Annotated in this window: 11 protein-coding genes and 1 pseudogene; 5 read left to right on the top strand and 7 right to left on the bottom strand. The window is 70.9% G+C overall.

From position 1 onward, the window contains the following. Window positions 1–5: 5 nt before the first annotated feature. The 5 genes and pseudogenes from QF030_RS33625 to QF030_RS33645 all read right to left on the bottom strand — a co-directional run bounded on the left by QF030_RS33625 (window position 6) and on the right by QF030_RS33645 (window position 7,187). Entirely contained in the window at window positions 6–2,954 is a 2,949-nt protein-coding gene (locus QF030_RS33625; protein WP_307166322.1) for a glycoside hydrolase family 2 TIM barrel-domain containing protein, read from the bottom strand. Next, window positions 2,951–3,814 carry a carbohydrate ABC transporter permease gene (locus QF030_RS33630; protein ID WP_307166323.1) on the bottom strand — a complete coding sequence of 288 codons (864 nt, stop codon included), beginning with the start codon at window positions 3,812–3,814 and terminating at the stop codon, window positions 2,951–2,953. The genes QF030_RS33625 and QF030_RS33630 overlap by 4 nt, the downstream gene beginning before the upstream one ends. Window positions 3,815–3,827: 13 nt before the next feature. Next, window positions 3,828–4,789 (bottom strand): annotated as a pseudogene (locus QF030_RS33635) (carbohydrate ABC transporter permease). After that, window positions 4,789–6,075 carry an ABC transporter substrate-binding protein gene (locus tag QF030_RS33640; RefSeq protein WP_307166324.1) on the bottom strand — a complete coding sequence of 429 codons (1,287 nt, stop codon included), beginning with the start codon at window positions 6,073–6,075 and terminating at the stop codon, window positions 4,789–4,791. The pseudogene QF030_RS33635 and the gene QF030_RS33640 overlap by 1 nt, the downstream one beginning before the upstream one ends. A 92-nt stretch (window positions 6,076–6,167) precedes the next feature. Beyond that, window positions 6,168–7,187 carry a carbohydrate kinase family protein gene (locus tag QF030_RS33645; protein ID WP_307167782.1) on the bottom strand — a complete coding sequence of 340 codons (1,020 nt, stop codon included), beginning with the start codon at window positions 7,185–7,187 and terminating at the stop codon, window positions 6,168–6,170. Window positions 7,188–7,346: 159 nt separating this feature from the next. Here QF030_RS33645 and QF030_RS33650 point away from each other — a divergent pair, with 159 nt between their 5' ends. From QF030_RS33650 to QF030_RS33660, 3 genes are all read left to right on the top strand, one after another. Further along, a complete protein-coding gene (locus QF030_RS33650; RefSeq protein WP_307166325.1) occupies window positions 7,347–8,111 on the top strand; it encodes a DeoR/GlpR family DNA-binding transcription regulator in 765 nt (254 codons plus the stop codon). Beyond that, window positions 8,108–9,445, top strand: coding sequence for a 6-phospho-beta-glucosidase (locus tag QF030_RS33655; protein WP_307166326.1), 1,338 nt, complete (start codon window positions 8,108–8,110; stop codon window positions 9,443–9,445). The genes QF030_RS33650 and QF030_RS33655 overlap by 4 nt, the downstream gene beginning before the upstream one ends. Window positions 9,446–9,546: 101 nt before the next feature. Beyond that, entirely contained in the window at window positions 9,547–12,636 is a 3,090-nt protein-coding gene (locus QF030_RS33660) for an alpha-mannosidase (protein ID WP_307166327.1), read from the top strand. Window positions 12,637–13,096: 460 nt separating this feature from the next. Here QF030_RS33660 and QF030_RS33665 read toward each other — a convergent pair whose 3' ends face one another. Further along, window positions 13,097–14,785: a fibronectin type III domain-containing protein gene (locus QF030_RS33665; protein ID WP_307166328.1), complete on the bottom strand. Its 1,689-nt coding sequence runs from the start codon at window positions 14,783–14,785 to the stop codon at window positions 13,097–13,099. Between the two features lie 193 nt (window positions 14,786–14,978). Beyond that, complete coding sequence (locus tag QF030_RS33670) at window positions 14,979–16,130, bottom strand: ATP-grasp domain-containing protein (protein WP_307166329.1); 1,152 nt, start codon at window positions 16,128–16,130, stop codon at window positions 14,979–14,981. Window positions 16,131–16,479: 349 nt separating this feature from the next. Here QF030_RS33670 and QF030_RS33675 point away from each other — a divergent pair, with 349 nt between their 5' ends. Both QF030_RS33675 and QF030_RS33680 read left to right on the top strand, forming a co-directional pair. Further along, on the top strand, window positions 16,480–17,340 hold the full coding sequence (locus tag QF030_RS33675; protein WP_307167783.1) for a metallophosphoesterase family protein: 861 nt from the start codon (window positions 16,480–16,482) through the stop codon (window positions 17,338–17,340). Then, window positions 17,337–18,050, top strand: coding sequence for a 4'-phosphopantetheinyl transferase family protein (locus QF030_RS33680; RefSeq protein WP_307166330.1), 714 nt, complete (start codon window positions 17,337–17,339; stop codon window positions 18,048–18,050). The genes QF030_RS33675 and QF030_RS33680 overlap by 4 nt, the downstream gene beginning before the upstream one ends. The last annotated feature ends 38 nt before the right edge of the window (window positions 18,051–18,088 follow it).

Genomic DNA, 18,088 nt, shown 5'->3' on the forward strand with positions numbered 1-18,088 from the left:
GGGGTTCACAGGACGCGCAGGGTCCAGCTCCAGCGGTGGACGCCCGGTGCGACGAGGTAGGAGGGGAAGGTGTCGGGACCGCACGACGCCGTGCCGAGGCCGCGGTGCGCCGCGTCGAGGTGGACCACGCAGCCGTCGCGCGGGACGAGTTCGTCGTGATGCGCGACGGCCGTCAGGTCCTCGGCCCGGTAGCGCGTGACGGAGACCTGGCGCGGCTCGTCCAGCGTGACGGAGAGGCCCGTGGCGTCCGGCGCGGAGAGCGTGAAGCGCCGCACACCGTGCCGGCCGCCGCTCTCCTGCGGACGCAGGTACGGGGTGAACAAGTCGTCGACCCGGGCGCGGTGATGGCCCACCGGCGCGCCCGCGCTGCGGTCCGGATACGACTCCCACGGACCCTGTCCGAACCATTCCAGCCGGTCCGGTCCCGCCACCGTCTCGAAGACCGAGCCGACGCGCGCCACATCGTCGAACTCCGCGGGCAGCTCGGCCTGTTCGTCGATCCGGATGCCGCCCGTGACCGGCGTGAAGACCTGCCGGTACCGGACGACGCCCGTGGTGCCGGCGTACTCGGAGAGCACGCTCACCCCGTCGCCCTCCTGGCGCACGGACACCAGCCTGCGCACGAGGGCGTCCAGGCCCCAGGCCCGCCAGCGCCCCGCCATGCCGCCCAGCTCGTCGTTGTCGGTGGGTGCCCGCCACAGCGACAGCGCGGGCGCCGAGGTCAGCAGCGGGTGGACGAGAAGTCCGTCGGCGTCGATCTCGACGTGGCCGGGACCCGCCGGCTCCTCGACCGGCACCGGCACCGGCACCGGCACCGGCACCGGCACCGGCGCCCGCAGCCGCACCTGAGGTGTGCAGACCCGGGTGCCGCGCGGAGCCCACGGCAGATCCTGTGCCGTCGTCACCCGCAGGGTCAGCCACGCCTCGCCGTCGTCGTCCGGCAACGCGAACGGCAGCGGCACCACGGCCGTCCCGCCCGGTCGCAGGTCGGGCAGCTCGGCCGGCGCGGTGAGCGTCGCGCCGTCGGCGAGCGACAGCTCCCACTCGCCCGCGAGCCACTCCAGGCCCCGGAAGTGCTGGTGGTTGGAGACCGTCACCCCCTCCGGCCCGGCGCCCTGGAGCCGCACCGGTGCGGAGAGTTCCCGGTGCTCGTACAGCACCGGTTTCGGGGTGCGGTCCGGGAAGACGACGCCGTCCGCGATGAACGCGCCGTCGTGGTCCTTCTCGCCGAAGTCGCCGCCGTACGCCCAGCGGTGACCGGGCGCGGCGACAGCGTTGTCATAGAGCCCGGCGCCCCCACGCCCGACCGGTCTTCCGTCGTTCACACGCTGGAGAATGCCGTGGTCCCAGAACTCCCAGATGAACCCGCCCTGAAGACCCGGGGTGGTCTCGATGGCGGCCCAGTGGTCGGCCAGCGTGCCGTTGCTGTTGCCCATCGCGTGGGAGTACTCGCACTGGATGAGCGGCTTGGTCTGCTGTCCGGACAGCGCGTGCGCCACGCAGTCCTCCAGGGGCGCGTACATCGGGCAGGCGATGTCGGAGGCGACCTCGGGATCGGCCCAGCCGCGCTTGGCGGCCCCCTCGTACTGCACGGGCCGCGTCGGGTCGTGCCGGCGCACCCAGCCCGCGGCGGCGTCGTGGTTGGCGCCGTAGTCCGACTCGTTGCCCAGCGACCAGATGATGACCGAGGGGTGGTTCTTGTCCCGCAGCACCATCCGCGACACCCGGTCCACGAAGGCGTTCAGATAGCGCGGGTCGTCGGCGATCTCGTGGGCGTGGTCGTGGGACTCGATGTCCGCCTCGTCGACGACGTAGAAGCCGAGCTCGTCGGCGAGGTCGTACAGCGTGGGGTCGTTCGGGTAGTGCGCGGTGCGGATCGCGTTGAAGCCGAACCGCTTCAGCAGGACCAGGTCCGCGCGCATGTCGTCGTACGACACCGTCCGGCCCGTCAGGGGGTGGAAGTCGTGCCGGTTGACCCCGCGGATGAAGACCCGCTCGCCGTTGACCAGCAGGTCCCGGCCGACGATCGCCACGTCGCGGAAGCCGACCCGGTGGCGGGAGGTGTCGGCGACGGTGCCGTCGGCGCGGTGCAGCCGGACCGTCAGGCCGTACAGCTCGGGTGTCTCGGCCGTCCAGGTGCGCACCTCGGGCACCCGCGCGCGCAGCCGTGCCTCGCCGAGGAAGGCGGACACCCGTTCCTCCTCCGCGTTGGCCAGGTCGAACCCGGCGTCCCGTGCCAGCGGCAGCCCGTCCAGCTCCCCGCTGACGTACCAGCCCGCGGGCAGCGCCCCGCCCGAGTCCCGCACCTGGCAGTCGACCCGCAGTTCGCCGTCCCGCGACGCCCGCACGCTCACGTCGGCCAGCCGCAGCGGGTCGGTGGCGTAGAGCAGCACCGAGCGGGTGATCCCGGCGTGCCACCAGTGGTCCTGGTCCTCGATGTGCGAGGCGTCCGACCACTTGACGACCGTCAGCCGCACCACGGACCGGCCGCCCGGACGCACCACGCCCGACAGATCGAATTCGGCCGCCAGATGGGAGTCCTTGGAGATGCCGACGGGCCGTCCGTCCACATGCACCAGCAGCACGCTCTCGGCGGCCCCGACCTGGAGCACGACGCGGCGCCCGGCCCACTCGGCGGGGACGTCGATCTCCCGCTCGTACACACCCGTCGGATTGTCGGCGGGCGACAGTGGGGGGAATTCCGCATACGGCATACGGATGTTCAGATACTGCGGGAGGTCGTCCGTGTCCTGCATGGTCCATACGCCGGGCACGACCGCCGTCGACCAGGGACCGACGACCGGCGCGTCCGGAGCGGACAGCAACCGGAACCGCCAGTCGCCGTCCAGGGAGTTCGCTCCGGAGCGCCGGTCGACGGCGTTCATGGGCAGCCGTCCCCACGAGGTCACCTCGGGCGCCTCCCAGGGGCGGAGTGTCAGCAGCGGATCCGTCACTTGATCGCTCCCTTCGCGAGGTCGCCGATCATCTGACGGGCGCCGATCGCGAACACGATCAGCAGGGGGACGAGGGCGAGCAGTGCGCCGGTCATGACCATTCCGTAGTCCGTGGTTCCGTGAGTGCCGTTGAGCTGGGACAGCGCGACCTGGAGGGTCACGTTGTCCGGGTTGGTGAGGGCGATCAGGGGCCAGGCGTAGTCGTTCCACTGGCCCATGAAGGTGAAGATGCCGAGGAAGGCCAGGCCGGGCCGGACCACCGGGAGGGCCACGTGCCAGTACTGGCGGAGGAAGTTCGCCCCGTCGATGCGGGAGGCGTCGAGGAGTTCGTCGTGGATCGCGCCCTTCATGTACTGGCGCATCCAGAAGATGCCGAAGGCGTTGGCGGCCGCCGGCACGATCAGCGCCGTCATCGAGCCGATCCAGCCGAGCTTCGCCATGATGACGAACTGGGGAATCGCCTGGAGCTGCGCCGGGACCATGAAGATGAACATCAGCAGGACGAACAGCAACCGCTTGCCCGGAAAGGCGAACTTGGCGAAGACGAAGGCGGCGAGCGAGTCGAAGAACAGGACCAGGAAGGTCACCGATCCCGCCACCAGCAGGGAGTTGAACATCGAGCCGAAGAAGTCGATGGTGTCGAAAAGACTGCGGACGTTCTCCAGGAAGTGCGTTCCCGGCAGCAGTTCGGGCGGGTAGGAGAAGATCTCCGACGACGCGTGCGTCGACATGATCACGGCCCAGTAGAACGGGAAGGCCGAGAGCAGGACGCCGACGACGAGGGCGGCGTGCAGTCCGATCCCTCTGCGGCGGGACCCGTCGATCCTCCTGGCGCGCCGGGTTTCTCGGGTGGATGCCATGGTGCGGGCCTCCCTATTCTTCGCCCCGGCGCTGCACCAGCCGCCAGTGATGATCGAGAAGAGGACGACGACGAGGAAGATGCCCCACGCCACGGCGGCGCCGTAGCCGAAGTCGTTGTTGTCGAAGGTCTGCTGGAAGAAGTAGAGGACCATCGTCCGGCCGGCGTGACCCGGACCGCCCGAGAACGTCGAGTCGTTCGAGGTGTTCTGGAGCAGCACCTGGGGTTCGGAGAAACTCTGCAGACCGGTGACCGTGGACACGACGAGCACGAACAGCAGCACCGGCCGCATCATCGGCAACGTGATCCGGAAGAAGGTCTGCACCGGCCCCGCGCCGTCCATGCGCGCCGCCTCGTACAGCTCGCCCGGGACGGTCTGCAGGCCGGCGAGGAAGATGATCGCGTTGTAACCGGTCCACTGCCAGGTCATCAGCGTCGCGATGGCGATCTTGATGCCCCACGGGGTGTTCAGCCAGGCGATCTGGTCGAGACCGATCGCCTGGAGGAACGCGTTCGCGAGGCCGAAGTTGGTCGAGAAGACCGAACCGAAGATGATCGCGATCGCCACGACCGAGGTGACGTTCGGCAGGAAGTACGCCACGCGGTAGAGGTTCTTGAAACGGACCGCCGAGTTGAGCATCACGGCCGTCACCATCGCCAGGAAGATCATGGGGAAGGTGGCCAGGGCCCAGATGACGAGCGTGGTCCCGATCGAGCTCCAGAACTCTGAGTCGCTCACCAGGTACCGGTACTGCGACAGCCCCGCCCACTCCATCGTGCCGAGGCCGTCCCACCGGTGGAAGGACAGGTAGAGCGAGAAGCCGACGGGGATCAGGCCGAAGCAGAGGAAGAGCAGGTAGAAGGGGGAGATCGCGGCGTACAGGTGCCAGTACTTCCGCAAGCCCGTCCGGGGCCGGGTGACGGGGACGTCCGCCACGACCGCCGGGGGCGTCTCCAGCGCGGGGAGGGTGGCCATCAGTAGCTCACCCCCAGGTGCTTCGCGATGCGCCGGCATTTGCTCATGGCGTCACTCCAGGCCTGCTTCGGGTCCTTGCCGAGGACGCCGACGTTCTTGATCTCGTCCTTGATGGGCTGCCCGAGTGCGACGTCGAACGGGCTGTTGTAGGCGACCACGATCTTCTGCGCGGCCGGGCCGAAGACGTCCATCGTGACCTGCCCGCCGAAGAACTCGTCCGGCTCGCGCACCTGCTTCAGGTCGTACGAGGCCGGGGTGGACGGGAAGAGCCCCGCGTCCACGAACCCCTGCGCCTGGTTCCCCGCGTCGAGCATCCAGCTGATGATCCGGAACGCCCGCTCGGGTTCGCGGCACGCCTTGGTGATGGACAGGAAGGAGCCGCCGTTGTTGGAGGGCCGCACGGGCATGTCGGCCACCCGCCACCGGCCCTTGGTCTTCGGCACGCCGTTCTTGAGGTCGCTGGTGGCCCAGGAGGCGCCCAGCTGGCTCGGCAGCTTGCCGTCCTCGACGGCCGACAGCTGGTCCGGGGTGCCGTTGACCAGGTTGGACACGATCTTGCGCTGTGTGGCCTCCACGGCGAGCGCCCAGGCGCCGCGCACGTGCTCCCGGTCGCCGATGAAGTGGCGGTCCTTGTCGACGTACCGCTCGCTGCCCTGCTGGACCACGTTCTCGAAGACACTGTTGACGTCGGTGAGCAGGAAGGTCCCCGGAATCCGCTGCCGCAGCCGCTCGCCCGCCGCGAAGAACTTCTCCCAGGTGTCCAGTTCGGCGGACACGTCGGCGGGCTCGTAGGGCAGGCCCGCCTTCTGGAAGACCGCGTACTGGTAGAAGTGCGCCACCGGCCCGCAGTCGATCGGGAAGCCGACCATCCTGCCGTCGTCCGCGATGCCCTGCTCCCACTTCCAGGGCAGGTACCGCGACTCGTACTTCTGCGCGCCGAGGGTGCGCAGATCCACGAACTGGTCGGCGTTGGGCAGGTAGGACGCCATGTCCTCGCCCTTCAGCCCCGCGATGTCGGGGACGTGGGCGCGCCCGGCCATCGTGGTGATCAGCTTCGACCGGTAGTAGCCGCCGATCTTGATGGCCTGGAGGTCGACCGAGCTGTCGTAGCGGGCCCTGGCGTTCTTGACGACCGTGTCGCCCAGGCCTCCGTCCCAGTACCACAGGACCATGTTCCGGCCGGTCGAACCGGTCGGAACGGCACAGCCGGACGCCAGGCCGCCGAGCGCCGTGGCGGCCGAACCGGCCAGGCCCGCACGGAGCAGGCCTCTACGTGAGAGCCGCACAGCTCCCACCGCCTTTCGGATCTGTTCGCGTCTTCGCAGACGGGGTGCCATTCGAGGGGCATGCGGGGGTTGTCTTCTGGATGCGGGCGCGGTCAGGGCCGCGGGGCGGGCGGGGTGACCGGCGCGTGCCGCACGGGTGGGCCCACGTCCGCCGGGATGCGGTCGGCGAGGAAGGCGTACTCCCGTTTGAGTCCGGGATCCCGCAGCGAGCGCCACCAGCGGTCGACGCCGTACCAGCCGGGGGCCGCCAGCGCCCCGCCGTGGTGTTGCACCGAGAGCCCGGCGGCGAGGACGGCGAACCGCAGGCGTTCCGCCAGCGGCCAGCCGCCGAGCGAGGCCGCCACGAAGCTCGCGCCGAACACGTCACCGGCGCCCGTCGCGTCCAGGACATCGATGTCAAGAGCCGGGACCTCGGCATACTCCCCGGTCGCCTGATCGACCGCGATCGCTCCGTCGGCCCCCCGGGTGACCACGGCCACCGGCACCAGTTCCGCGAGGGTGCCGAGCGCGGCGAGCGCGCTGTCGGTGCGGGTGTACGCCATCGCCTCGGCCTCGTTGGGCAGGAAGGCGTGGCACAGGGCGAGCTGGTCGAGCAGGTCGGTGGACCACCGCCGGGTGGGGTCCCAGCCGACGTCGGCGTAGATCCGGGTGCCGTTCGCGGCCGCCTCGGCGAGCCAGGCGCGCGGTTCGGCCTCCAGGTGGACGAGGGCCGTGCACGCCTCGGGCGGGTTGCCCATCAGCACGTCCTGCGAGTACGGCGGCTCCTGGCCGTGGGTGACGAGGGCCCGGTCGTGGCCGTGCGCGAGGGCGACGGTGACCGGCGTGTGCCAGCCGTCCGCCACCCGGGACAGGGTGAGGTCGACGCCCTCCTGGCCGGCCAGGACCTGGCGGCAGTGCGCGCCGTAGAAGTCGTCGCCGAAGACCGTGGCCAGCGAGGTCCTGAGGCCGAGGCGCGACGCGGCCACCGCGAGGTTGGCGATGCCGCCGGGGCCGCAGCCCATGCCGGCCGTCCAGATCTCCTCGCCCGGCGTCGGCGGCCTGCCGAGCCCCGTGAGGACGAGGTCGTAGAAGAGCAGCCCGGTGAGCAGTACCTCGGGCCGGTCGTCGTCCACCACACATCCTCCCTCGTCGGGGGAGCTCGTCCTGTCGGGGGAGCTCGTCATACCTCTTCAATTCGGTGACCGGAATCGTGCGCCCCTCGGCGGCATTGGTCAATACCTCAGCAGAAGTGAGCATGGATTTGATTGAAGATGACGAGTAGTGTTCACGTCGTGCTGGCAGAACGACGACATCAACTCATCCTGCGGGCCCTGCGCTCGGGTGGTCCCGCGGCCGTGACCGATCTCTCCGAACAGCTGGGTGTGAGCCCTGCCACCATCCGGCGCGACCTGGTGAAACTGGAGGAGGACGGCCTGCTCACCCGGGTGCACGGCGGCGCCGTCGCGGAGGAGGGCGACCAGCCCTTCGCCGAGGTCGCCGAGGTACGGGTGGGTGAGAAGGACGCCATAGCCGCCCACGCGGCGGCCATGGTCGCCGACGGCCAGTCGATCCTCCTCGACATCGGCACCACCGCCTACCGCCTGGCCCGGCAGCTGCACGGCCGCCGGCTGACGGTCGTCACCAGCAACCTCGTGGTCTACGAGGAGCTCGCCGACGACGAGGGAATCGAGCTGGTCCTGCTCGGTGGCATGGTCCGCCGCGAGTACCGCTCACTGGTCGGTTTCCTCACCGAGGACAACCTGCGGCAGCTGCATGCCGACTGGGTCTTCCTCGGGACCAGTGGAGTGCGGCCGGGCGGACAGGTGATGGACACGACGGTCGTCGAGGTGCCGGTGAAGCGGGCCATGATCAAGGCCGGTGACAAGGTCGTCCTCCTCGCCGACTCGGCGAAGTTCCCGGGTACCGGCATGGCGAAGGTCTGCGGTCCCGAGGACCTGGACGTGGTGGTGACGGACACGCCGGTCGATCCGGCGACCCGGTCCTCCTTCGAGGAGGCGGGCGTCGAGGTGGTCGTGGCAGGAAAGGTGCAAGCGTGAAACTGACGATTCTGGGCGGCGGCGGATTCCGGGTGCCGCTCGTGTACGGGGCGCTCCTGACGGACCGCGCCGAGGGCCGGGTCACGGAAGTCGTTCTGCACGATCTGGACGACAGCCGGCTGTATGCGGTCGCCCGTGTACTGGACGAGCAGGCGGCCGTCGTCCCGGACGCGCCCCGGGTGACCGCCACCACCGACCTCGACGAGGCCCTGCGCGGCGCCGACTTCGTCTTCTCCGCGATCAGGGTCGGCGGCCTCGAAGGCCGCGCGAACGACGAGCGGGTGGCCCTGGCCGAGGGCGTCCTCGGTCAGGAGACGGTCGGCGCGGGAGGGATCGCCTACGGTCTGCGGACGGTCCCCGTCGCCGTCGACATCGCCCGGCGGGTGGCCCGGCTGGCCCCCGACGCCTGGGTCATCAACTTCACCAACCCGGCGGGCCTGGTCACCGAGGCGATGTCCCGGCACCTCGGCGACCGGGTGATCGGCATCTGCGACTCTCCGGTCGGGCTCGGCCGCCGGATCGCCCGCGTGCTCGGCGCCGACCCGAAAGAGGCGTGGATCGACTACGTCGGTCTCAACCACCTCGGCTGGGTCCGCGGGCTGCGGGTCGCCGGTCGCGACGAACTCCCGCGGCTGCTCGCCGACCCCGGCCTGCTCGGTTCCTTCGAGGAGGGCAAGCTGTTCGGCGTCGACTGGCTCCAGTCCCTCGGCGCGATCCCCAACGAGTACCTGCACTACTACTACTTCAACCGGGAGGCCGTACGGGCCTACCAGCAGGTCGAGAAGACCCGCGGCGCCTTCCTGGCCGACCAGCAGGCCCGCTTCTACGAGGAGATGAAGCGCCCCGACGCCGCGGCCCTGACCGCCTGGGACCGCACCCGCGCCGAACGCGAGGCCACCTACATGGCCGAGAACCGGGAGACGGCCGGCGCCGGCGAGCGCGACGCCGACGACCTCTCCGGCGGCTACGAGAAGGTGGCCCTCGCCCTGATGCGGGCCATCGCCCGGGACGAGCGCACCACCTTGATCCTCAACGTCCGCAACCAGGGCACCCTCGCGGTGCTCGACGCGGACGCCGTCATCGAGGTGCCCTGCCTCGTGGACGCCAACGGCGCCCATCCGGTGGCCGTGGCCCCGCTGCCCGACCACGCCACCGGGCTGGTCTGCGCGGTGAAGGGCGTCGAGCGCGAGGTGCTGGCCGCCGCCGCGTCCGGGTCCCGCGCGACGGCCGTCAAGGCGTTCGCGCTGCATCCGCTGGTGGACTCGGTGAACGTCGCCCGCAAGCTGGTCGAGGGCTACACCGACGTCCATCCAGGGCTGGCGTACCTTAGGTGAGCCCAGGGGGAAAGCGCTTTCCCCGCTTTCCCCCTGACCAGCTCGCCCCCCGGCCCCCCAGGGCCTCCCCGCCCCTCGTGGTCCCTGTCTGGAGATGTGCCATGCATGACGAACGCCGCCGCATCGAGGAGCGCGTCGAGCGCGTCCACAACCAGCGCGTCAAGCCCGCGATCTACGCGGCCCGCGTGCCCTTCGATGTCCAGGCCTGGCAGGCGCCGGGGGAGCCCGTCCCCTTCGCGGAGGCCGCGGCCGCCGCCTACGAGCCCTTCACGATGGACACCCCGTGGGGCCCGCCCTGGGGCACCACCTGGTTCCGGATGCGCGGGCAGGTGCCCGCCGAGTGGGCCGGCAAGCGCGTCGAGGCCGTCATCGACCTCGGTTTCGTGGGCGACTGGCCCGGCAACCAGGCCGAGGCCCTCGTCCACCTCGCCGACGGAACGCCGCTGAAGGCGGTCAACCCGCTCAACCAGTACGTGCCCATCGGCAACCCGGCGACGGGCGGGGAGAGCATCGACTACCTGGTCGAGGCGGCCTCCAACCCGGACATCCTGGCGAACGACTTCGCGGGCCCGACCCTGCTGGGCGACGTCCTGACGGCGGGCGACCGGCCGCTGTACACCTTCCGCCGTGCCGACATCGCCGTTCTCGACGAGGACGTCTGGCACCTCGACCTGGACCTCCAGGTGCTGCGCGAACTCATGGTCCACCTCGGCGAGCACGAGCCGCGCCGGCACGAGATCATGCACGCCCTGGACCGGGCCATGGACGCCCTCGACCTGGACGACGTCTCCGGCAGCGCCGCGGCGGTCCGCGAGGTCCTCGCGCCGGTGCTGGCCAGCCCCGCACACGCCAGCGCCCACACCATCTCCGGCGTCGGTCACGCGCACATCGACTCGGCCTGGCTGTGGCCGATCCGCGAGACGAAGCGCAAGACCTCCCGCACCTTCTCCAACGTCACCTCGCTCGCCGAGGAGTACGACGACTTCATCTTCGCCTGCTCGCAGGCCCAGCAGTACGAGTGGGTGCGCGACAACTACCCGCAGGTGTGGGCGCGCATCCAGGAGTCGGTGAAGAAGGGGCAGTGGGCCCCGGTCGGCGGCATGTGGGTCGAGTCCGACGGCAACCTGCCCGGCGGCGAGGCGATCGCCCGCCAGCTGGTCCACGGCAAGCGGTTCTTCATCGAGCACTTCGGCATCGAGACCAAGGGCGTCTGGCTGCCGGACTCCTTCGGCTACAACGCCGCCTACCCGCAGCTGGCCAAGCTCGCCGGGAACGACTGGTTCCTCACCCAGAAGATCTCCTGGAACCAGACGAACAAGTTCCCCCACCACACCTTCTGGTGGGAGGGCATCGACGGCACCCGCATCTTCACGCACTTCCCGCCCGTCGACACCTACAACGCGCGGTTCAGCGGCGAGGAGATGGACCGCGCCGTGCGCAACTACGCGGAGAAGGGCGGCGGTACGCGCTCCCTCGCCCCCTTCGGCTGGGGCGACGGCGGCGGCGGCCCCACCCGCGAGATCATGGAACGGGCGCGCCGGCTCGCCGACCTGGAGGGCTCGCCGAAGGTCGTCGTCGAGCACCCCGACGACTTCTTCGCCAAGGCCCGAGCGGAGTACCAGGACGCGCCCGTCTGGGTCGGCGAGCTCTACCTGGAGCTGCACCGGGCCACCTACACCACCCAGGCCCGCACCAAGCAGGGCAACCGGCGCAGCGAACACAGGCTGCGCGAGGCGGAGTTGTGGGCGACGACGGCCGCCCTGCACGCGCCGGGCTACGCCTACCCGTACGCGAAGCTCGACCGGCTCTGGAAGACGGTGCTGCTGCACCAGTTCCACGACATCCTGCCGGGTTCCTCGATCGCCTGGGTGCACCGCGAGGCGGAGGCCGAGTACGCGCGGGTCGCCGAGGAGCTGGAGGCGCTGACGGCCGAGGCGGTCGCCGCGCTGGGCGGCGGACGGCGGGACGGCGGACGGCGGGACGGCTCGCTCCGGGTGTTCAACACCAGTCCCTGCGGCCGGGCCGAGGTGGTCCGCACGCCCGAGGGCGCGCCGGCCTACGTGGAGGTGCCCGCGAGCGGCAGCGCGCCGCTGACCGGCGCGGAACCCCCGCGGCCGGTGACGGTCTCCGGGCGGGTCCTCGACAACGGGCTGGTCCGCGTGCAGGTCGCGCAGGACGGCACACTGTCGTCCGTGTACGACCTGAGGGCCGACCGCGAAGTCCTCGCCGGCCAGGGCAACCTGCTGCGTCTGCACACCGACCTCCCGAACTGCTGGGACGCCTGGGACATCGACAAGCACTACCGGAACCGGTACACCGACCTGCTGGAGCCGGACGAGGTGACCGTCGTCGAGGAGGACCCGCTCGTCGGCGCGATCCGCGTCACGCGCTCCTTCGGCAAGGGCTCGACGATCACCCAGACCATCACGCTCCGCGCCGGCAGCCCCCGCGTCGACTTCGAGACCGACATCGACTGGCACGAGGCCGAGAAGATCCTCAAGGCGGCCTTCCCGGTGGACATCCGGGCCCCGCACTCCTCCGCCGAGATCCAGTTCGGCCACATCCAGCGCCCCACCCACACCAACACCAGCTGGGAGGCGGCCCGCTTCGAGGTCTCCGGTCACCGCTGGGTGCACATCGGCGAGCCCGGTTACGGCGTCGCGGTCATCAACGACTCCACCTACGGCCACGACGTCTCCCGCACGGTCCGCGAGGACGGCGGCACGACCACCACCGTCCGCCTCAGCCTGGTCCGCGCGCCGCGGATCCCGGACCCCGAGGCCGACCAGGGCAGGCACCGTTTCAGCTACGCGCTGCTCCCCGGCGCGAGCATCGAGGACGCGGTCGCCGAGGGCTATTCCCTCAACCTCCCGCTGCGCGTGGCCGACGCGCCGGACACCACCCCCGAACCCGTCGTGTCGGTGGACGGCGCCGGGGTCACCGTCGAGGCGGTGAAGCTCGCCGACGACGAGTCCGGGGATGTCGTCGTCCGGCTCTACGAGTCGCGCGGCGGCCGTTCGACCGGCACCCTGCGTACCGGCTTCCCGTTGGCCGCCGCCCAGGTGACCGACCTGCTGGAACGGCCGCTGGAGCCCGCGGCCGTCGGCGAGGACGGCACGATCGCCGTCGTACTGCGGCCGTTCCAGATCCTGACACTCCGTCTGGAGCGCGCCGCCGACGGCCGTCGGTGACGGCCCCGGGGCGGGCGCGATCCCGTGCGCGCCCGCCCCGGTCGGTGAACCAGGGTTGCACCGGCACGGCACCGGGTCCGGCCGGGCCGGGCCGGGATCGCGTGGGGCTGCCGGGTCGGCGATACGACCGGCGGGGCACAGTGCCGGCGGGGCACAGCGCCGGCGGGGCACAGCGCCGGCGGGGCACAGCGCCGGCGGGGCACAGCTGTTCGGGCCGGTCGGCCGCTCCCCGTGACAGCGGCCAACCGACCCGATCCCCCGTACCGCCGGGAACCCCCCGTCGATTCCCGGACTTCCCCCGTGGATCCCTGTGCTTCCCCCTGGAGCCCCGTGCTTCCCCGGTTGCTCCCCCGTGGGGCCCTTCACTCTTAAGAGCGAGCCCCCCGGATCCTGATACACCCTGAGCCGAAAAAGTCCCCCGGACGGTGGTCCGGGGGACTTCCGCGCGCGTCCGGGACGCTCAGCCGGTGAAGCCGGCCGTGATCGAGGTGAACTGCCAGGTGCTCTGGCTGATGCCGGAGCAGTTGCTCACCACGCCACCGCCCGGGCAGGGCCGGTCGCGGTTGACGGCCCAGTAGGCGAGCCGGGCGATGTGGTGGGAGTTGGCCCAGTCACGGATCTGGGTCCAGATCGCCGGGGTGGTGTTCTCCTGCTGGTCCGACAGGCCGTTCATGCCGGAGATGCCGATGTGGGCGTAGGCGGTCGCGTCGTCCCAGCCGAAGGTCGACTTGAGCTTGTTCTTCAACCCCTCCGTGGCGTTCACGGTGTTGCCGTACATGTCCGCACCGCCGCCGAAGTCGAACGGCATGATGGTGAAGACGTCGATGTCGGCGCCGAGCGACTTGGCCTGCTCGATGAGACGGTTGCCGTAGTAGGTCGGCCCGGTCGTGGACGTCCCGAAGGTGACGATGGTCTTCAGACCGGGGTTGTTGGCCTTGACCGTCTTCAGCGCGGTGAGGATCCGCGCCTGCACGGCCTCGTTCTCGAACTCGTCCGTGTTCTCGATGTCCATGTCGATCGCCTTGAGGGAGTAGGCGTCGATCACCTTCTGGAGCGCGGCCGCCAGCGCGCTCGCCGAGGAGCAGTTGGCGCCGAGCTTGCTGCCCTGCCAGCCGCCGAACGAGGGGACGATGTCGCCGCCCGCCGAGCGGACCTGGTTGATGACGCTCTGGTCGACCCCGCCGGTCAGCGGCCGGTTGCTGTCCCACATCGGGTTGCACCCGCCGCCGTCCAGCATGAACGCCATCGTGAACCACTTGATGCCGGTCGAGCTCATCACCGTGGACACGCTCGGCGGGTCGCCCCAGCCCTCGAACAGATAGGGCGCGGCCTGCTTGAAGCCGGTCCCGCCACCGCCGCCCGCGTTCGTCGTCACACTCACGGAGTTGGATGCCCCGGAGGTGTTGCCGGCCGCGTCGCGTGCCTTCACCGTGAACGTGTACCCGGTGCTCGCGGACAGTCCGCTGACCGTGGCGGAGGTACCCGAGACGGTGAGGACCCTGGCGGACCCGCTGTACACGTCGTATCCCGTGACGCCGACGTTGTCGCTGGAGGCGTTCCAGGACAGCGACACGCTGGAGGACGTCTTGCCGGTCGAGGTCAGAGCGCCCGGCGCGGTCGGCGCCTGGGTGTCCGACCCGCCTCCGCCGCCCGGTCCGTCCAGGCTGACGTCGTCGGCGTAGTAGGTGCCCTGGGCGTACCAGCCGTGCGTGTAGATGGTGGCGCTGGTCTGCGAGGCCCCGGTGGTGAAGGACACCGACAGCAGGCTGTACGCCGACGGTGACGACGTCCACGTGGAGGCGCCGCCGTCGACACCGAGGTAGACGTAGGAGCCGCGCACCCAGCCGGTGAGCGCGTACGTGGTGCCCGGCTGGACCGGGACGGTCTGGCTGCACTTGGCGATGTCGCTCGAACTCACCGCCCCGGCAAGGGCCTTGGAGCCGCCGTGCGTGGGTGAGGAGACGACGGAGCCGAGGTTGCCGGTGCAGGACCAGGGCGAGAGGGCCCCCGACTCGAGACCGGGGTTGGTGAGGATGTTGGCCGCCTGGGCGGTGCCCGGCAGCGCGACGGCCCCGGCGAGGGCGAGACCGGCGGTGCCGAGCAGGGCGAGGAAGCGACGCCATGGGCGTCCGAAGGGTCTGGTGCGCACGCGTTCTCCCTGAAGGAATGGGGGTGTTCGGGAGTGCAGGGGAGTGCAAGGGGGTGCGCAACAAAGTTGGTATGGACCAATCCGCCTGTCAAGGCGGAAGACGGAATTGGTCCATACCGGTGGGTGGAATGTCCTACTTGTTCTTTCCGGGCCCGGTCTTCCCGCAGCTCGAGCTCTCCGGGAGCCGTCTTCTCTAGAGCGGCAGTGCCTGCGCGGCGCCCGCCGTGGTCACCTCGACGGAGTCCGCGGGTGCGGGCACGGCCGGCAGCAGCGGCTCGGCGGTCTCCTCCACCCGCTGGTGCGGCAGCGTGACCGCGCGCAGCGGACGCGGCCCCGACACCACCGTGTAGTCCTGCCCCAGGAACCGCGGCACGATCTCGCCCGGGTCCTCGCCGAGCGCCAACTGCACAGCTGCCCAAGGGGCGTTGACACCGCACAGCGACAGCTGGTGGAGCCCGCCGGCCGGGCGGGTGTTGACGTCCATCAGGACCGGCCGGTCGCCGAACATCCGGAACTGGATGTTGGACAGGTAGTGCAGGCCGAAGCCCTCCGCGATGAGACGCGCCGGCTCCAGCCACTGCTCGTGCAGGGTGAAGCCCCGGCGGCGGCCGTTCTTCGTCCGGCCGATGGCCATCCGCAGGATGTTGTCCGGACCGGTGAGGCAGTCCACGGACACCTCCGGCTGCTCCAGGCGCGGCATGACCAGCCAGTCGATCTGCTCCTCACCCTGGTCCTCCGCCCGCTTCAGCGCCTCGACCACCATGTCGAGCTGGACGTACGGGCTCGGGAAGCCGCTGAGGTGCGTCAGCGAGAAGGGGGTGCGGGTGATCATGCGGAAACCCACCCCGCCCGCACCGGACGCCGGCTTGAAGCACGCCCGGTGCCCCGCCTCCTCCAACTCCCCTACAGCGGCGACGAGTTCCTCCGCCGTCCGGACCCGGAACCATGGCGGCACGGGCACGCCGATCGCCTGCACGGCCTCGTACGCGATCACCTTGTCGTGGAAGACGGCGACGGCCTCCGGCGGCGGCGCCAGCAGGGCCGTGCCGACCGCGTCGAAGTCGGCCCGGTGCGCCACGACGGCCGCCTGGTGCAGCCGGGGCACGAACACGTCGATACTGCGGCGCCTGCACTGCGCGAGGGCGTACTCGACGTACGCGGCCGGGGAGAGGCCCTCCGGCTCCAGTTCGGCGGTGTCGGCGGCGGCCAGGACGGGGGAGTCGGCGTCACCGTGCGTGGCGTGGATCTCGACCGCGCGGTCACTGGGATTTCGTCGCAGCTGATCCGTGAAGAACACGTTCTCCGCGTACGTGCGGTTGAGCCAGACGCGTACGCGAGAGACCATGCAGGCCGCCTTTCACGGTTCGCGGGCAGGGCAAAGCGGGCCCGGCCCGGGCAGGGGGATTGGAGGGTCACCAAACCGCCCTGTGGAAGGGTCGTCCATGGCGGTGGTGTTGGGGCGATCATACGGCTTCCCGGGGGTGCGGCGTGCAACGCCCGTGTTACGGATTTTCCGATCTTGTTCACGTGGGGCGCGTGTTCGGGTAGGGGGCGCCACGGCGCAGGTGGAGCCGTGTCCGGGTCCGGCGGAGGACCCGGACCGTCCTTGTACCGCGCGCGCGAATGTGTTCTCGTGGTGGCCCAGGTGTATGCGTGAGGATGCGGGGGAGTGGGCTCGTGAGCGGGGGCGGAAGGTGACGTCGACGGCCGGTGGCGCCGGGCGGCTGCTGGCCATCAGTGATCTGCACATCGGCTATCCGGAGAACCGCGCGCTGGTCGAGGCCATGGCCCCGGAGTCGGACGAGGACTGGCTGCTGGTCGCAGGTGACGTCTCGGAGAACGTCGCCGACATCCGGTGGGCACTGAAGACCCTCGCCGGCCGTTTCCGCAGGGTCGTCTGGGCGCCCGGCAACCACGAGCTGTGGACCCCTCCCACGGACCCGGTCACCCTGCGCGGAGTCGCCCGTTACGAGTACCTCGTCGAGGTCTGCCGCGACCTGGGCGTCACCACGCCGGAGGACCCCTACCCGCTCTGGGAGGGCCCCGGCGGTCCGGTGGCGGTCGCGCCGCTGTTCCTGCTGTACGACTACTCGTTCCTCCCGGCCGGCTGCGCCACCAAGGAGGAGGGGCTGGCCTACGCGAAGGGCACCGGCATCGTCTGCAACGACGAGTACCTGCTGCACCCCGATCCGTATCCCAGCCGTGAGGCCTGGTGCCGGGCGCGCGTCGCCGAGACCGAACGGCGGCTCGCCGAGATCCCCGACGGCGTGCCCGTCGTCCCCGTCAACCACTATCCGCTGCACCGGCACCCGATGGACGTGCTGTGGCACCCCGAGTTCGCCATGTGGTGCGGCACCGCTCTGACGGCGGACTGGCACCGCAGGTTCCGGATCGAGACCATGGTCTACGGCCACCTGCACATCCCACGGACCACCTGGCACGAGGGCGTCCGCTTCGAGGAGGTGTCGGTCGGCTATCCCCGCGAATGGCGCAAGCGGGCGCAGCCGCCCGGCCGGCTGCGCCGCATCCTGCCCGGGGAGGCGGGAGCCGAGTGATCGGGGATCTGTTGCCCGAGTCGGTCGTGGCGGTCGAGGCCTTCGGCGAGGAGGGCGTCCGCGAGTTCGGGAACGCGCCCCTGTACCCGCAGGAGGAGGCACTGGTGGCGCGGGCGGTCGCCAAGCGCCGCCGCGAGTTCACCATCGTGCGTTCCTGCGCCCGGCGCGCCATGGAGAAGCTCGGCGTGCCCGCGCAGCCCGTGCTGCCGGGCGAGCGCGGCGCCCCGCAGTGGCCGGACGGCCTGACGGGCAGCATGACCCACTGCGCGGACTACTGCGCGGCCGCCCTGGTCCGCGCCGCCGACCTGGCCTCCCTCGGCATCGACGCCGAACCCCACGAGCCGCTGCCCGACGGCGTCCTGTCCGCCGTCGCCCTGCCCGCCGAGGCGGAGCGGCTGGGAAGGCAGGCTGCCGAGTTCCCCGAGGTGCACTGGGACCGGCTGCTGTTCAGCGCCAAGGAGTCCGTCTACAAGGCGTGGTTCCCGCTCACCCGCAAGTGGCTGGACTTCAGTGAGGCGGACATCGATCTCGCCCCGGCCCCCGCCCCGGCCTCCGCGACCGGGGCTGCCGGGGGCTCGCACGGCGTCTTCCGCGCCCGGCTGCTCGTCCCCGGGCCGGTGGTCGGCGGCCACCGGCTCGGGCACTTCGACGGCCGCTGGAGCGTCCGGCGGGGGCTGGTGGCCACGGCGGTCACCGTGCACCACGACTGAGGCGAGGTCCGCCCCGGCGGTCACCGTGCACCACGACT

It is taken from the genome of Streptomyces rishiriensis, from assembly GCF_030815485.1.
GTDB classification, from domain to species: Bacteria; Actinomycetota; Actinomycetes; order Streptomycetales; family Streptomycetaceae; genus Streptomyces; species Streptomyces rishiriensis_A.

What these genes read in the sequence shown, in the direction of transcription:
- QF030_RS33630 (WP_307166323.1), bottom strand. Translation starts at nt 3,814, where the DNA reads ATGGCATCCACCCGAGAAACCCGGCGCGCCAGGAGGATCGACGGGTCC.
- QF030_RS33660 (WP_307166327.1), top strand. Translation starts at nt 9,547, where the DNA reads ATGCATGACGAACGCCGCCGCATCGAGGAGCGCGTCGAGCGCGTCCAC.
- QF030_RS33670 (WP_307166329.1), bottom strand. Translation starts at nt 16,130, where the DNA reads ATGGTCTCTCGCGTACGCGTCTGGCTCAACCGCACGTACGCGGAGAAC.